Consider the following 13,223-nt stretch of genomic DNA (forward strand, 5'->3'; position numbering starts at 1 on the left):
GGCGACGCCCCCGAGAAAGCACCGCAGGTCTGCCATGGTTGACAGTTTGCCCGCCCCCAAGCATGCGCCCCTTGCCGGGGTCATCGGCTGGCCCATCGCGCATTCCCGCTCGCCCCGGCTGCACGGGCACTGGCTGCAGCGCTATGGCATCGCCGGCCATTACGTGCCGCTGCCGGTGATGCCCGAGCATCTGGCCGAGGTGCTGCGCGCCATGCCGCACATGGGCTTCGTCGGCGCCAACGTCACCATCCCGCACAAGGAAAGCGTGCTGGCGCTGGCCGATGTCGTCACCGACCGCGCCGCGCTGATCGGGGCGGCGAACACGCTGATCTTCCGGGCCGACGGCAAGATCCACGCCGACAATACCGACGGCTACGGCTTCATCGCCAATATCCGCCAGCACGCGCCGGACTGGATCCCCGGACTAGGCCCCGCGGCGGTGATCGGCGCGGGCGGCGCGGCGCGGGCCGTGGTCGCCTCGCTGCTGGAAAGCGGGGTGCCCGAACTGCGCATCGCCAACCGCACCCGCATCCGGGCCGAGCAGATCCGGTCCGAGTTCGGCGCCAAGGTCGTGGTCTATGACTGGGCGCAGGCCGGCAACATGCTGGAAGGCGCGATGACCGTGGTCAACGCCACCTCGATGGGCATGGAGGGCAAGCCGCCGCTGCGGGTGCCATTGGACGCGCTGTCGCCGGGCACGCTGGTCACCGACCTGGTCTATACGCCGCTGACGACGCCGTTCCTGGCCGAGGCGCAGGCGCGCGGCTGCGAGATCGTGGACGGGCTGGGCATGCTGCTGCACCAGGCCACGCCCGGCTTCGAGCGCTGGTTCGGCCAGCGCCCCGAGGTCGACGACGAATTGCGCCGGATCGTGCTGGCATGAGCTACCGGCTGGGCCTGACCGGCGGCATCGGCATGGGGAAATCCACCGCCGCGCAGATGTTTCGCGACCTGGGCCATCCGGTCTGGGACGCGGATGCGGCGGTGCATCGGCTTTACGCGCCCGGCGGCGCGGCCGTCGCGCCGGTGGCCGCCGCCTTTCCCGGCGTGCTGCGGGAGGGCGGCATCGACCGCGCCGCGCTGCGCGAGGCGCTGGCCGCCGACCCCTCGGGCTTTGCCCGGCTGGAGGCCATCGTGCATCCGCTGGTGGCCGAGGACCGCGCCGGCTTCATCGCCGCGCACAAGGACGCGCCCATCGTGGTGCTGGACATCCCCCTGCTGTTCGAGGGCGGGTCCCAGCGCCAGATGGACGGGGTGGCGGTGGTCTCGGCCCCGGCCGAGGTGCAGCGGGCGCGGGTGCTGGCCCGGCCCGGCATGACCGAGGCGGATTTCCGGATGATCCTGTCGCGGCAGATGCCGGATGCGGAAAAGCGCAAGCGGGCGAATTTCCTGATCCCCTCGGACACGCTGGACGGCGCGCGGGCGGCGATCATGGACATCTGCGCCCGGATCATGGCAGAACGGCCCCATGCGTGAGATCGTCCTCGACACCGAAACCACGGGCTTCGACCCCGATACCGGCGACCGCATCGTCGAGATCGGCGCGATCGAGCTGATGAACCACCTGCCCACCGGGCGCACCTTCCACGTCTATATCAACCCCGAGCGCCCGATGCCGCAGGAGGCGTTCGAGGTGCATGGCCTCGGCGACGACTTCCTGCGCGACAAGCCGAAATTCGCCGAGATCGCGGCGGATTTCGCCGCCTTCATCGGCCAGGACACCCGGCTGGTGATCCACAACGCCAGCTTCGACATGAAATTCCTGAACGCCGAGCTGCGGCTTTGCGGCTTTCCGGTCATGCCCTTCAGCCGCGCGGTCGATACGCTGGAACTGGCGCGCAGCCAGTTCCCCGGCGCGCAGAACTCGCTCGATGCGCTGTGCCGGCGCTTCCGCATCGACAACTCGAACCGCACGCTGCACGGCGCGCTGCTGGACAGCGAGCTTTTGGCCGAAGTCTACCTGGCGCTGCGCGGCGGTCGCCAGCCGGGGCTGGTGCTGGAGACGGGGCCGCTGCACGGCGCCTCGGGTCCGGGCACGGGGGCGCAGGGCGCCGCCGCCCCCAGGGGGCAAAGGCCGCGCCCGCTTGCCCCCCGCATCACCGAGGCCGAGGCCCAGGCCCATGCCGCCTTCGTCGCGAAACTGGGCGAAAAGGCGGTCTGGCTGCGCTATGGGGACGTGAACCACTAGAGGGGCCGGAACCTTTCCCGCGGGGAAGCGGGTTTCCCCGCAGGGCCGGCGACCGAAACGGAAAAGGACGGGAACCTTGATCAGGGATTGGTGGCAGTTCGTCCTGGCGATCTTCGAGCGGATGGACAAGATCCACATGAGCCTGATCGCCGCCGGCGTGGCCTTCTATGCCATGTTCGCTGTCTTTCCCGGAATGGCGGCGCTGTTTGCGCTGTGGGGGCTGTGGAACGACCCCGAGGTGATCGAGCAATATGTCCATACGACGGACGGCTTCATCCCGCAAAGCGCCGCGGACATCATCTATGGCCAGATCAGCGCGCTGGTGGCGGCGGGGCGCACGCAGCTGGGCTGGACCACGGCGATTTCCTTCATCATCGCCACCGTCTCGGCGCGGGCGGGGGTGGACGGGCTGATCCGCGGGCTGAACGCGGCCTATGGCGTGCGCTCGCATTCCACGGTCATGGGCTTCCTGCTGGCCTATGTGCTGACGCTGGTCATCGTGCTGGTGATCGCGCTGGGGCTGCTTACCATCGTCGTGGTGCCCATCGCCTTCAACTTCCTGCCCGACGTGCCCCTGCGCAACTGGCTGATCGGCGCCCTGCCCTGGATGGCGATCTTCTTCATCGTGCTGGTGGTGATCGGCATCCTCTATCGCTATGGGCCGAACGTGAAGACGCCGCGCACGGCGATCTTCACCTGGGGCTCGGTCTTTGCGGCGCTGGCCTGGGCGGCGGCCTCCTATGGCTTTTCGGCCTACCTGGCCAGCTTCAACAGCTACAACCGCATCTATGGCTCGATCGGCGCGGTGATCGCGCTGCTGATGTGGTTCTACCTGGGCGGCTTCACCGTCATGCTGGGGGCGCTGATCAACGTGGAACTGTCCCGCCGCCGCCGCTTCATCGCCGCCAAGAAGCTGCGGCAGGCGACGCGAAAGGACGCGGGCAAGGCATCGTGAACCGCCCGCCCGCCCGATCCTGAAGGAGGCGCGGCATGGACCGTTTCACCGGCGGCTGCCTGTGCGGCCAGGTCAGAATCACCGCATCCGGGCGCCCCTGGCGGGTCGGCCTGTGCCATTGCCTGGACTGCCGCAAGCATCACGGGGCGCTTTTCCACGCCTCGGCGGTGTTTCCGCAGGACGCGGTGACGATCGAGGGCGAGACCCGCGACTACGCCGGGCGGTTCTTCTGCCCCCGCTGCGGCTCGTCCGTCTTTGCCCGCAGCGGGGATGAGGTCGAGGTGAACCTGGGATCGCTGGATGCCCCGGACCAGCTGGTCCCGACCTATGAGCTGTGGACCATCCGCCGCGAATCCTGGCTGCCGCCATTTCCGCTTGCCCGGCGATACGAGCGGGATCGGGACGGCCCTGGCCGCTGCGAGGACTAGAGGAGTCAGCGCCGGGTCTCGGCCATCATCCGCAGCGCAAGCCCGGCCAGGACCGTCCCCATCAGCCAGCGCTGCACGACCAGCCAGAACGGCCGGCCGGCCAGGAAGACCGCGATGCTGCCCGCCGCAAGCGCGATGAGCGCGTTCACGCTGACGCTGACGGCGATCTGCGTGGCCCCCAGGGCCAGCGACTGCGCCAGCACGCTGCCCTGGCCGGGCGTCACGAACTGCGGCAGCAAGGACAGGTACATGACCGCGATCTTGGGGTTCAGCAGGTTGGTCACGAACCCCATGGCGAAAAGCCTGCGGGCGCTGTCCCTGGGCAGGTCGCGGACCTGAAAGGCCGAGCGCCCGCCCGGCCTGACCGCCTGCCAGGCCAGGTAAAGCAGATAGGCAGCCCCGGCGAGCCGCAGGGCGTCATAGGCATAGGGCACGGCCATGACCAGGGCCGTGATCCCGAAAGCCGCGCAGAGCATGTAGAACACGAAGCCCAGCGCGACGCCCCCCAGCGAGATCAGCCCCGCCAGCGGCCCCTGGCAGATCGAGCGCGAGACGAGATAGATCATGTTGGGACCGGGCGTCAGCACCATGCCCAGCGAGATGGCGGCAAAGGCCAGCAGGTTCACAGGATCGGGCATGGCGTTTCCTTCGCGGATGGCAAGGCGCCGCAATCGGCCGACTGCGCCGCAGCCATGACGCTAGCAGCCGGCAGGCCGCGCAGCAACGCCGAGCGTCGGCAGGCAGGCTTTGCCGCCCGCGCGGTTCCGGCGCAGCGCTTTGCGCCGGGGAAAGCCGCCCCTCCAGCTTTCGCCGGTCGGACCGATGCCACCGGGAAGCGAACCGCCTCTTCTAACAGGCTGCTGAAAAGGGATTTTGAGAGGGACGCAGCGGAAATCGTTCTGGATCCAGCTGATATCGGCCCGAAAATGGGGTGTTTTCGGCAAATTTGAAGCGGATTTCCCGGTTCCCCGCCCGCGCTGTCCTGTCGCAAGGACTTTTTCAGAAGCCCGCTAATGCCGCGAGCCCGGCCGCGCGGCCGAGGTCAGCACCACCTGCGGCATCTCGGCCCCTTCGCGCTTGTGCAGGTTCTCGACCTGGAAGCGCAGGCGCAGAAGGAAGCGGCCCTCGCCCATCTCCTGCTCGGCCTCGCCTTCCAGCTGGGTGGCGAAGGCCTCGATCAGCTGGCTGCCAAGGCCGGTGCCCTCGGCCAGGCTGCTGGCGCCGATCGAGTTCTCGACCTCCAGCACCGCATGGCCCGGCCCGTCCGCGCGCAGCGAGACGCGCACCCAGGGCTCGGCATCGGGGTCGGAAACGCCGGAATATTTCAGCGCATTGGTGAAAGCCTCGGTCGCCAGCAGGCTCAGCGGCACCGCCTGGTCGGGCATCAGCACCAGGGGCTCCAGCCGGGTGTCTATGCGCAGCCCGGCGCCGGGGCCGACCGAGGCATTGGTCATCTGGTTGATGATGTCGCGGATCAGCCGGTCGGCCTGGACCGAATCCAGATGCTCGGCCTGGTAGAGGTTGCGATAGATCGTCGCCAGCGACGCCACCCGGTCCTGCACCGAACGCAGCACGCGCCGGGCATCGTCATGCTCGATCACCCGGATCTGCATGTTGATGATCGAGGCGATCAATTGCAGGTTGTTCTTGACCCGGTGATGCACCTCTTTCAGCAGCACGGTCTTTTCGTTGACCGCGGCCTCCATCGCCTCTTCGTCGCGGATCAGGATGCGCGCCATGTTGTGGAAGGTCTGGCTCATGTCCTCGATCTCGGCGGGCGCGTCGGCCAGCACCGGCGGCGGGGCCGAGCGGTCGCCGATGGCAAAGCGGCGCATCTGGCTGCGCAGCTCGCGGATATGGCGCAGCACCAGGCGATAGACCGCGAAATAGGCCACGGCCAGCGAGGCGGCCCACAGGATCAGCGGCAGGATCAGCGCCGTGCGCCGGGTGATGTCGATGCCGGTGATGCCGGATTCGGCGCGGTTCCACGACCCCAGCGCATAGACGAGGCCGGGCACCACCGGCACGACGCTGAACACCCGCCGCTCGCCCGAGTTGGAAATGTCGCGGAAGGTCGTCTCGCTGCGCGACAGAAGCGAGGGCAGCGACTTGCCGCGCGGCAGCACCTCGGTGATGTCGCCCGTGCCCTCGCGGTCCGACGAGATCACCTCGCCCTGGTTGTTGAAGGTCAGGATGCGCGCCCCCTCGGTCCCCAGCCCCGAGACATGGGTCGAGCGCAGCAGGTCATGCGACATCGAGACGGCGATGAAGCCCAGCAGCTCGACCCCGCGGTAAAGCGGCTGGATCACCACCACCACCGCCTTGCCCGTGACCGGCCCGTCGGCGCTGGTCGTGACCAGCGTGCCGGGGCTTTCGCTGAACTGGCGAAAGGCGGATTCGCCGGAAAGGTCGTGCACGCCGCGCACCGAGGAACATTCCGTCACCCCGTCGAGCCGGGTGAAGCCGGCATAGACGAAGTTCACCGTGCGCTGGACCAGGCCGCGCATGATATCGGAACAGGCCTGCGGCCGGTCCATCGTCTCCAGCACCGCCGGGCCCAGCGCGTCGGCGGTGCCGAGCGCGCTTTGCAACAGCGCCCTTTCCCCGGCGGCGGCGGTGGCGGTGCGGCCCAGAAGCGCGATTTCCGAGGATCGCTGGTATTCGCGCGACAGGTGCAGCGTCTGGATGACCGAGATCAGGCCGATGGGCAGGATCGCCACCGACAAGAGCCCGCCCAGCCGAAAGCCGAGGCCCTTGGTGAATTCCAGCTTGTCCAACAGCCGCCGCAGCACGACGCCATCTCAGCGCAGGATCGGCGTGTTCTGCGCCATCACCGCCAGCGTGGCCCGGTCGGTCATCTCCAGCTCCTCGCCCTCTTCCAGATGCAGAAGCTCGGCCAGCTTGCGCCGGCCGCGATTGGCGCGCGACTTGACGGTGCCGACGGCCACGCCGGTCATCGCCGCCGCTTCCTCGTAGGAAAAGCCCGAGGCGCCCACCAGGATCAGCGCCTCGCGCTGTTCGTCGGGCAATTGCTCGAAGGCGGCGCGGAAATCGTTCAGCGCAAGGCGGCCGTCGTGTTCGGGGCGGGTGGCCTGGCGCGCGGCATGGATGCCGTCGGAATCGCTGACCTCGCGCTTGGTCTTGCGGCGGGCGGAATAGAAGGTGTTGCGCAGGATGGTGAACAGCCAGGCGCGCAGGTTGGTGCCGGGCTGGAACTTGTCGATATGCGTCCAGGCCTTGACGATGGTGTCCTGCACCAGGTCGTCGGCCGAGGCCCCCTCGCGGGTCAGCGACAGCGCGAATGCGCGCAGCGCGGGCAGGTGATCGACCAGTTCGTCCCGAGGATCGCCATGGTCCTGGGAACGGGTCGTCCGCGCCGGTTTTCGATCGGTCATCCGGTTCACTCCTGCTCGCGCAATTTGTCGAGCAGTTGCAGGAACCTGTCGGGTATCTGCTGCGTCGCGTCCTGCTCATAGACGCGGCGCAGATTCTCGTCGATCTGCTTTTCTATGGCTGCTCGCCTGCGTTCCTCACGCCTGGTATTCATTTTTTAGTTATTCCCGGTAATCTTGTGCGCACCTTGCCTAACCGTTACCTATCCGATCAGGTTCCGACACACGACGCTTTTTTCGAGGTAGACATGACCGCAGCGGATCTTGCCCAGTCCATCAGCCGGGAACTGCCCTATCTGCGTCGCTATGCGCGCGCGCTGACCGGCAGCCAGACCGCCGGCGACAATTACGCCGCCGCCACGCTGGAGGCGATCCTGACCGATCGCAGCCTGATGGATGGCGAGGACACCCGCATCGGGCTGTTCCGCACCTTCCACGCCATCTGGCAAAGCTCGGGCCAGCCGGTCGAGTTGGAGGCGCAGACCCCGCGCGAGGCCCGCGCCCAGGCGCATCTGCGCGGCCTGACCCCCAATTCCCGCGAGGCGCTGCTTTTGCGCACCATCGAGGAACTGCGCTACGACCAGATCGCGCAGATCATGCAATGCCCGCAGCCCGAGGCCGAGGAGCTGGTGCAGATCGCCCTGAACGAGATGGGCCAGTCGCTGACCGGCAAAATCATGGTGATCGAGGACGAGACCATCATCGCCATGGACCTGAAGGGCATCGTGCAGGCCATGGGCCACGATGTCACCGGCATCGCCCGCACCCATGCCGCCGCCGTCGACCTGGCGCATCAAAGCCGCCCGGACCTGATCCTGGCCGATATCCAGCTGGCCGACGGCTCGTCGGGGATCGAGGCGGTGAACGAGCTGCTTGCCAGCATGGGCGACATCCCGGTGATCTTCATCACCGCCTTCCCCGAGCGGCTGCTGACCGGCGACCGGCCCGAGCCGGCCTTCCTGATTTCCAAGCCCTATTCCGAGGAGCAGGTGCGCTCGGCCGTCAGCCAGGCGATGTTCTTCGCCTCGACCGAGGGGCTGGCGGTGTCCTGACGCACCGCCGCCGCGCCGGCTGGCGCGGTGGGGAGGAGTGTTTGGCAGACGGTGAAAGGCGCGGGCCTTGGCGCCCCGCCGCGCCGTTGCAGGAGTATTTAGGGAACGAAGAAGCCGGGGGTCAGGCGCAGAGGGCGGCGCGGGCTTCGGCATGTTCGCGGGCCAGGCGGTCGATCAGCCGGGCGGCGGGCAGGATTTCGCGCACCGCGCCGATGCCCTGGCCCGAGCCCCAGACCTGGCTCCAGGCCTTGGGCCGCGACGAGGCTTCGGCGAAGTTCATGTCCGACACGTCGCCGCGCTCCAGGCTGGCCGGATCGAGCCCGGCGGCGCGGATCGAGGGCGCGAGGTAATTCCCCGACACCCCGGTGAAGAGCGAGGAGGTGACGACGTCCTCGGCCCCGCAATCCACGATCATGCGCTTGTATTCGGGCTGGGCGTTGGCTTCCTGGGTGGCGATGAAGGGGCTGCCGACATAGGCCAGGTCCGCGCCCATGGCCTGCGCCGCCAGCACCGCGCGCCCGGTGGCGATGGCGCCCGACAGAAGCAGCGGGCCGTCGAACCATTCGCGGATCTCCTGCACCAGGGCAAAGGGCGATTGCGGCCCGGCATGGCCGCCGGCGCCCGCCGCAACCGCGATGAGGCCATCGGCGCCCTTTTCGATCGCCTTCTTGGCAAAGCGGTTGTTGATGACGTCATGCAGGGCGATGCCGCCGCAGTCATGGGCGGCCGCGTTCACCTCGGGGCGGGCGCCGAGGCTGGTGATCCAGATCGGCACCCGGTGGCGGTGGCAGATCTCGATGTCGCGTTCCAGCCGCGCGTTCGAGCGATGCACGATCTGGTTCACCGCGAAGGGGGCGGCCGGGTTGTCGGGATTGGCCTGGTTGTGGCGGTCCAGTTCCTCGGCGATGCGGGTCAGCCAGGCGTCAAGCAGCACCGGCTCGCCGTCCTTTTCGCGGGCGTTGAGCGCCGGAAAGCTGCCGACGATCCCGGCCTTGCATTGTGCGATCACCAGTTCGGGCCCCGAGACGATGAACATGGGCGAGGCGACGACGGGGATGCGCAGGTGCGACAGGATCGGGGGCAGCATGAAATCCTCGTGGGGCAGGTGACGCGGGCAGATTGCCCGCGCCGCGCCATGCTGCCAACCCTGCCGTGGCGTCGCGGGGGCGCTTCAGTAGGGCAGCGGGTGGCTGCGGTGCAGCTTGTCGATGCGCTTGAGCGCCTCTGCCGGCAGCCGCAGGTCCAGCCCGGCCAGAAGATGGTCGAGCTGCAAAAGATCGGTCGCGCCGATGATCGGGATCGCGTGGAACGGGCGCTGGCGGGTGAAGGCGATGGCCATGTGGACCGGGTCCAGCCCCAGTTCGGCCGCCAGCCCGTGCCAGGCGGCGACGGCGGCATCGGCGCGGGCGGTGCGCCGCCCGCCCAGGTCGCCCGGCCCCCCGCTGGCGCGATCGGTGGCCGCGCGGCTGCCGGCGGGCTCGGCCCCGCCTTGGTATTTCCCGGTCAGCAGCCCCGCCGCCAGCGGCGAATAGGCCAGCAGCGTCACCCCTTCGTTCACCGCCAGTTCAGCCAGGTCGGTGTCGAAGGCGCGATAGAGCAGCGAATATTCGTTCTGGATGCTGGCCATGCGCGGCGCGCCCATGCGCTCGGCCGTGTCGATCCAGCGCGCCGTGCCCCAGGCCGATTCGTTCGACAGGCCGATGGCACGGACCTTGCCGGCGCGCACCGCCTCGTCCAAGGCGCCCAGCACGTCCTGCATATGCGCCAGCGTCGCGGCGCGGTCCTGTTTCGAGGGGTCGTAGCGCCAGTTCTGGCGAAAGGCATAGCTGCCGCGCACCGGCCAGTGCAGCTGGTAAAGATCGATGTAATCGGTCCTGAGCCGCCGGAGCGAGGCGTCGATGGTGCGGCGCAGGATGGCGCCGTCGAAGCCCTCGGCCCGCACCTTGTCGCCGGGGCCGGCGGCCTTGGTGGCGATCTGCACCCGGTCGCGGCCGCCGCGCGCGGACAGCCAGTCGCCGACGATTTCCTCGGTCCGGCCCACGGTCTCGCACCGCACCGGGTTCACCGGGTAAAGCTCGGCCGTGTCGAGGAAGGTGATGCCGGCGGCCAGCGCGCGGTCCATCTGGGCATGGGCCTGGTCCGCGCCCGTCTGGTTGCCGAAGGTCATCGTGCCCAGGCAGACCGCGCTGACCCGAACCTTGCTGCTGCCAAGCACCGTGCTGTCCATTGCCGTCCTTTCGTCGCATCTGGCGGAAGAGAGTGGGAGTCGAACCCACCCGAGACAGGCTCACTGCCCCAACCGGATTTGAAGTCCGGCCGCCCCACCGGGGACGCTTCTCTTCCCTTATTCCCGCTCGTCCGACCCGTCCGGCGTGAACAGGTCGACCCGGTGCGGGTTGATGCGACGAAGATCGCCCCGACGCAAGGTCAGACCGAGACGGTCGAAGAAGTCAAGGATCTGGATCGCCACCTTGCGCCCGTTCCGCACCCGGTCGCGAAAGGCCGGGGCGGTGAACCAGCCGTCGGCGCTGGCGGCGGCGAGGTCGCGGATGATGCCGACCATCTCGACCGTGGTGGCGCGGGCAAAGAAATGATCATGCGCGATCTGGTCGATGCGGCCCTGGCGCGCGGCCATGCGCAGGATGCGGCGGACCTCGGGTTCCTCGGCGCCGAACGCATGGGCAAAGTCGCGCACGCGGGGCGGGCGAAAACGGTCCTCGCCGGCAAGCTGCGGCAGGATGCGCTCCAGCAGCGCCTCGTCCTCGGGCGCAAGGCGGGGCAGGTGGCCGGGCAGGCGGATGAAGGCGCCGTCCAGCGCGATGCGGCCCGCCGCCGCCTCGGCGCGCAGGAAGGCGGCGAAATCGGGCTTGGGCAGGCGCGGGTCCAGCATGAGCCGCAGCTTTTCCCGCCCGAGCCCCTGGAGATCGGCATTCTCGGCGTGAAAGGCGGCCAGTTCCGCCTGCATCTGCCGGCGCAGCGCCGCCAGCCGGTCGGGGCCAAGCGCCTGCCGCGTGCCGGGGACGATGGCGATGCCCGAGGCGGCGATGGCGCGGTCAAGCTGGGCCGGGGCCAGCGCGCGGTCGCGGGCAAAGCCGTCCAGGTCGATCAGCGCCGCGCCTGCCAGCGCGGTCAGCGCATCGGCCGGGTCGGGCAGGGCCATGGCGCGCAGCACCGCCAGGCGCTCGGGCCGGGCGCGGTGGCGGGCGGGGGCGCGCAGGTCGATCAGCCGCCCGCCGCCGATTGTGCGCCGGGCCGAGACGTCGCGCAGGATGAAGCGTTCGCCCAGCGTCGCGGCCAGGGAACGGTCGAGGACGAGCTGCGCCAGCCCCTCCTCGCCCGGTGCCAGCGGCCCTTGCAGCGGCACGATGCGGGCGCCGGTTTCCGCCGCGCCCAGATGCAGGCGGGCGGGAAACCAGGTGGCCAGCGGCTTGGGCTCGGTTCCCAGCACGCGCAGGCTGACGTCGATGCGCTGGGTCGGCGCGTGCAGCGCCGGGTCCAGCGCCACGTCGCCGCGATGGATCGCATCGCGCGTCACGCCCTCGCCGGCCAGGTTCAGGGCGCAGCGCTGGCCCGCGAGCCCAGCCTCGGCCTTGCGGTTCTGGGCATGGACGGCGCGCACGCGGGCCGGCAGTCCCGTGGGGCTGATGGCGATCTGGTCGCCCGGCGCGACCCGGCCCGACAGAACCGTGCCGGTGACGACGGTGCCCGTCCCGGCCAGGGTAAAGCTGCGGTCGATGGCCATGCGAAACCGTGCCTCGGCAGCGCGGGCGGCGGTCTGCGCCTCGGCCCGCACCAGCGCGGCGCGCAGGGCGTCGATGCCCGCCCCGGTCAGGGACGAGACCGGAAAGACCGGCGCCCCGGCCAGCCCGGTCGGGGCCAGCAGTTCCGCGATCTGGGCACTCAGGGCGGCAATGCGGGCAGGGGGCGCAAGATCGGACTTGGTCAGCGCGACCATGCCGCGGCTGATGCCCAGCAGGTCGAGGATCGCCAGATGCTCGCGCGTCTGCGGCATGATGCCGTCATCGGCGGCGACGACCAGCAGGGCCAGGTCGATGCCGCCGGCCCCGGCCAGCATGGTGTGGACGAATTTCTCGTGCCCCGGCACGTCGACGAAGCCGGTGACGGCGCCGCCGCCCAGGTCGGCATAGGCGAAGCCCAGCTCGATGGTGATGCCGCGGGCCTTTTCCTCGGCCAGCCGGTCGGTCTCGATGCCGGTCAGCGCCCGAACCAGCGCGCTTTTGCCATGGTCGATATGCCCTGCCGTGCCGACGATCATCGCCCGCGCCGCACCGCCGTCAATAACCGGCCAGGAAGGGGTTGAAGCCGCCCCGCTTCCATTCGGTGTCCCGCATCATCAGGTCGAGGCCAAGGCTGGCCACGTCGTCGGCGATGGGCTCCAGCGAGGGGTTGCGGTTCTGATACAGGATCTTGACCCAATGGTCGCATTCGCGACAGACCTCGGCCTTGACCGTGGCCTCGCCGGTTTCGACCGAGCGGTAGCTGATACCCTTGGTCGAGCCGCAGCAGAGGCATTTTACCCGCACCTCGTTCCACAGGGTCTGGCAGGTGGCGCAGGAACAATAGCGCGCGCCCTCGGCGCCGATGCTTTCGGTCACCAGGCTGGTCGCCGGGCGGCCGCCGCAGGCCGGGCAGATGCCGGTGCGGATCGGCACCAGCTTCTCGGCGTCCAGCGCCGCCGCCTGCATCGCGGCATGGACCTGCAGGGCGGCGGCGGCGAACAGATGCGGGGCCACGCTGTCCTCGGGGATGGTGTCGGCCAGCACATTGTCCATGACCCAGTCGCGATCCGCGGGCTCGGCCGCCTGCAAGGCCGCCAGCGCCAGCCGCGCAGGCTCGGGCATGTCCAGCGCCGCCAGCCGCCCAAGCAGCAAGGGCAGCGCCTGCGCCAGCCCCTCGCGCATGGCGTTGCGGTCCAGCGGCGGCATGCGGCTGGCGCGGGCCAGTTCGATCCGCTCGGGCGGCAGCGGCGGGGGCGGCGGCAATTCGCCCGCCAGATCGGCCTGCGCCCGGCAAAGCCCGGCCAGGAAGCGCAGGTAGGGCGCAAGGTTCGGGCTATGGCCGGCCAGGAAATCGAACCGCTCGGCGCGGGTCGAGAACAGCGCCGCGGAATCGGGCAGGCGCGCCAGGGGAACCTTGGCGACGCCGCCGATCATCGCGGGATCGGGTTTCAGGGCGGTGGACATGGCT

General features: G+C 69.5%; 14 protein-coding genes and 1 tRNA gene. 6 read left to right on the forward strand and 9 right to left on the reverse strand.

All coding sequences use genetic code 11. From position 1 onward, the window contains the following. Positions 1–34 precede the first annotated feature (34 nt). The 5 genes from KF941_RS12465 to KF941_RS12485 all read left to right on the forward strand — a co-directional run bounded on the left by KF941_RS12465 (position 35) and on the right by KF941_RS12485 (position 3,571). Entirely contained in the window at positions 35–883 is an 849-nt protein-coding gene (locus KF941_RS12465) for a shikimate dehydrogenase (RefSeq protein WP_214273468.1), read from the forward strand. After that, on the forward strand, positions 880–1,476 hold the full coding sequence (coaE, locus tag KF941_RS12470; protein ID WP_214273469.1) for a dephospho-CoA kinase: 597 nt from the start codon (positions 880–882) through the stop codon (positions 1,474–1,476). The genes KF941_RS12465 and coaE overlap by 4 nt, the downstream gene beginning before the upstream one ends. Continuing rightward, positions 1,469–2,188: a DNA polymerase III subunit epsilon gene (gene dnaQ / locus KF941_RS12475; RefSeq protein WP_214273470.1), complete on the forward strand. Its 720-nt coding sequence runs from the start codon at positions 1,469–1,471 to the stop codon at positions 2,186–2,188. The genes coaE and dnaQ overlap by 8 nt, the downstream gene beginning before the upstream one ends. A 76-nt stretch (positions 2,189–2,264) precedes the next feature. Next, positions 2,265–3,143, forward strand: a complete 879-nt coding sequence (locus KF941_RS12480) for a YihY/virulence factor BrkB family protein (protein ID WP_036753735.1) — start codon at positions 2,265–2,267, stop codon at positions 3,141–3,143. Positions 3,144–3,178: 35 nt separating this feature from the next. Further along, entirely contained in the window at positions 3,179–3,571 is a 393-nt protein-coding gene (locus tag KF941_RS12485; RefSeq protein WP_214273471.1) for a GFA family protein, read from the forward strand. A 5-nt stretch (positions 3,572–3,576) separates the two neighbouring features. Here the strand turns inward: KF941_RS12485 and KF941_RS12490 are convergent, their stop codons facing one another. The 4 genes from KF941_RS12490 to KF941_RS12505 all read right to left on the reverse strand — a co-directional run bounded on the left by KF941_RS12490 (position 3,577) and on the right by KF941_RS12505 (position 7,118). Beyond that, a complete protein-coding gene (locus KF941_RS12490; protein ID WP_072462152.1) occupies positions 3,577–4,209 on the reverse strand; it encodes a LysE family translocator in 633 nt (210 codons plus the stop codon). A gap of 372 nt (positions 4,210–4,581) precedes the next feature. Next, entirely contained in the window at positions 4,582–6,363 is a 1,782-nt protein-coding gene (locus tag KF941_RS12495) for a histidine kinase dimerization/phosphoacceptor domain -containing protein (RefSeq protein WP_214273472.1), read from the reverse strand. A 9-nt stretch (positions 6,364–6,372) separates the two neighbouring features. Continuing rightward, positions 6,373–6,966, reverse strand: a complete 594-nt coding sequence (locus tag KF941_RS12500) for an RNA polymerase sigma factor (protein WP_036753724.1) — start codon at positions 6,964–6,966, stop codon at positions 6,373–6,375. 5 nt (positions 6,967–6,971) lie between these two features. Continuing rightward, a complete protein-coding gene (locus KF941_RS12505; RefSeq protein WP_019352327.1) occupies positions 6,972–7,118 on the reverse strand; it encodes a NepR family anti-sigma factor in 147 nt (48 codons plus the stop codon). Positions 7,119–7,211: 93 nt separating this feature from the next. On the opposite strand from KF941_RS12505, the gene KF941_RS12510 reads away from it, so the two are divergent. Continuing rightward, positions 7,212–8,015: a response regulator gene (locus KF941_RS12510; protein ID WP_072462154.1), complete on the forward strand. Its 804-nt coding sequence runs from the start codon at positions 7,212–7,214 to the stop codon at positions 8,013–8,015. 121 nt (positions 8,016–8,136) lie between these two features. On the opposite strand, the gene KF941_RS12515 is transcribed toward KF941_RS12510, so the two are convergent. The 5 genes from KF941_RS12515 to fdhE all read right to left on the reverse strand — a co-directional run bounded on the left by KF941_RS12515 (position 8,137) and on the right by fdhE (position 13,219). Then, on the reverse strand, positions 8,137–9,102 hold the full coding sequence (locus KF941_RS12515; RefSeq protein WP_036753719.1) for a nitronate monooxygenase family protein: 966 nt from the start codon (positions 9,100–9,102) through the stop codon (positions 8,137–8,139). A gap of 84 nt (positions 9,103–9,186) precedes the next feature. Beyond that, positions 9,187–10,242, reverse strand: a complete 1,056-nt coding sequence (locus KF941_RS12520; RefSeq protein WP_214273473.1) for an aldo/keto reductase — start codon at positions 10,240–10,242, stop codon at positions 9,187–9,189. A 20-nt stretch (positions 10,243–10,262) separates the two neighbouring features. After that, a tRNA-Sec gene (locus tag KF941_RS12525) sits at positions 10,263–10,358 on the reverse strand. A 1-nt stretch (position 10,359) separates the two neighbouring features. Continuing rightward, positions 10,360–12,291, reverse strand: a complete 1,932-nt coding sequence (gene selB, locus KF941_RS12530; RefSeq protein ID WP_214273474.1) for a selenocysteine-specific translation elongation factor — start codon at positions 12,289–12,291, stop codon at positions 10,360–10,362. Between the two features lie 19 nt (positions 12,292–12,310). Then, complete coding sequence (gene fdhE / locus KF941_RS12535; RefSeq protein WP_214273475.1) at positions 12,311–13,219, reverse strand: formate dehydrogenase accessory protein FdhE; 909 nt, start codon at positions 13,217–13,219, stop codon at positions 12,311–12,313. Between the last annotated feature and the right edge of the window lie 4 nt (positions 13,220–13,223).

The organism is Paracoccus sp. pheM1 (genome assembly GCF_018499825.1).
GTDB classification, from domain to species: domain Bacteria; phylum Pseudomonadota; class Alphaproteobacteria; order Rhodobacterales; family Rhodobacteraceae; genus Paracoccus; species Paracoccus versutus.

Excerpts from the sequence above, each read along its gene's own strand:
- KF941_RS12520 (WP_214273473.1), bottom strand. The coding sequence starts at position 10,242 with ATGGACAGCACGGTGCTTGGCAGCAGCAAGGTTCGGGTCAGCGCGGTC.
- KF941_RS12510 (WP_072462154.1), top strand. The coding sequence starts at position 7,212 with ATGACCGCAGCGGATCTTGCCCAGTCCATCAGCCGGGAACTGCCCTAT.
- KF941_RS12485 (WP_214273471.1), top strand. The coding sequence starts at position 3,179 with ATGGACCGTTTCACCGGCGGCTGCCTGTGCGGCCAGGTCAGAATCACC.
- coaE (WP_214273469.1), top strand. The coding sequence starts at position 880 with ATGAGCTACCGGCTGGGCCTGACCGGCGGCATCGGCATGGGGAAATCC.
- KF941_RS12500 (WP_036753724.1), bottom strand. The coding sequence starts at position 6,966 with ATGACCGATCGAAAACCGGCGCGGACGACCCGTTCCCAGGACCATGGC.
- KF941_RS12465 (WP_214273468.1), top strand. The coding sequence starts at position 35 with ATGGTTGACAGTTTGCCCGCCCCCAAGCATGCGCCCCTTGCCGGGGTC.
- KF941_RS12505 (WP_019352327.1), bottom strand. The coding sequence starts at position 7,118 with ATGAATACCAGGCGTGAGGAACGCAGGCGAGCAGCCATAGAAAAGCAG.
- dnaQ (WP_214273470.1), top strand. The coding sequence starts at position 1,469 with ATGCGTGAGATCGTCCTCGACACCGAAACCACGGGCTTCGACCCCGAT.
- selB (WP_214273474.1), bottom strand. The coding sequence starts at position 12,291 with ATGATCGTCGGCACGGCAGGGCATATCGACCATGGCAAAAGCGCGCTG.
- fdhE (WP_214273475.1), bottom strand. The coding sequence starts at position 13,219 with ATGTCCACCGCCCTGAAACCCGATCCCGCGATGATCGGCGGCGTCGCC.
- KF941_RS12515 (WP_036753719.1), bottom strand. The coding sequence starts at position 9,102 with ATGCTGCCCCCGATCCTGTCGCACCTGCGCATCCCCGTCGTCGCCTCG.
- KF941_RS12490 (WP_072462152.1), bottom strand. The coding sequence starts at position 4,209 with ATGCCCGATCCTGTGAACCTGCTGGCCTTTGCCGCCATCTCGCTGGGC.